The 1,191-nt window shown below is 39.1% G+C and carries 2 protein-coding genes; both read right to left on the reverse strand.

What is annotated here, in order from left to right; genetic code table 11:
* Positions 1-115: 115 nt before the first annotated feature.
* Entirely contained in the window at positions 116-553 is a 438-nt protein-coding gene (locus ACRCJ0_RS14625; protein WP_431390934.1) for a Mini-ribonuclease 3, read from the reverse strand.
* Between the two features lie 46 nt (positions 554-599).
* The coding region (locus ACRCJ0_RS14630) for a DALR domain-containing protein (protein ID WP_431390936.1) at positions 600-1,191 on the reverse strand (592 nt) is incomplete at its 5' end.

Below are 1,191 nucleotides of genomic sequence, written 5' to 3' on the forward strand. Positions count from 1 at the left end.
CAATACTTCCATAGCGGCATGGAAACCATAGACGAAATCAGGAGATTGATCCAGTTCTTCTTCATTATTTGTACTACGGGGTCTTCTATCTCTGTTCTGTTGTCTTTGATTGTCTCTAGCCATTTTCATGCTCCTCTTTTTGTGCGTGTTGAATGTAATGAATACAGAAAGCTGCAATTTCCTTAAATCGATTTTGATCATTTAAATAGGCAAAGCCCATCAAAGCTTCAAATCCGGTTGCAATTCTATAGGTATGAATATCTGCGTTTTTAGCGCTTGTGTGACTTTTGGCATTGCGACCTCTTTTAAAGATTGTCATTTCATCTTCAGTAAGGAACCCTTCCTCAGCTTGCATGGCTTCAATTAATAGTGCTTGCCCTTTTGCAGACACAAATTCAGTCGCTGCTTTATGTAGATCTTTGGGCTTCGTTAGACCGCTTTCAACCAAATGGTCGCGGACTACTACCTCCCAAGAAGCATCGCCTAAATAAGCTAAGGTTAGGCCACTTAGTTGTTTTATTTCATTTTTCGTTAAAGACTTATTCTCTGACATTTAGTCGACTCATTTCTGTATTGATTTTCATTATTATAGACCGCAACTAAGATTGCGCACGTTTCCAACGCGTACCTTGGGCAGTATCATCAAGGATAATGCCTTCAGCTTTTAATTGGTCACGAATTTCATCCGCACGGGCAAAGTTTTTGTCAGCACGAGCTTGATTACGTTCATCGATTAAGGCTTGAATATCATCCGCCAACAACTCTTCTTCATCTGATAAAGTGACCCCAAAAATCGTTAATAAGGCTGTAAACGACTCTTTGAAAGCTTCAAGTGCTGGGATTGACACTTCTTTTTGGTTTGTATATACATTCATATCACGCATCAAACGGTACACAACAGTTAAACCATTTGGCGTATTGACGTCATCATCCATAGCTTCCACGAATTCATTCTCTAAAGCTTTGATTTGTGCCAATACTTTCGCATCGTTATCTAATTGCTCTTTAGCATCTTCAAAACGGTAATTTAAGTTCGCATAGGCAGTTTTCAAGTTGTTTAAGTTGTTGGTTGCATCTTGAATATTTTCTTCATTGAATCTTAAAGGCGACCGGTAATGTGCTGAAGCTAAGAAGAAGCGAACCACTTGTGGATCGACTTGTTGGATTAAGTCATGCGCTAAGACAAAGTTA

The organism is Aerococcus sp. L_32, from assembly GCF_050689315.1.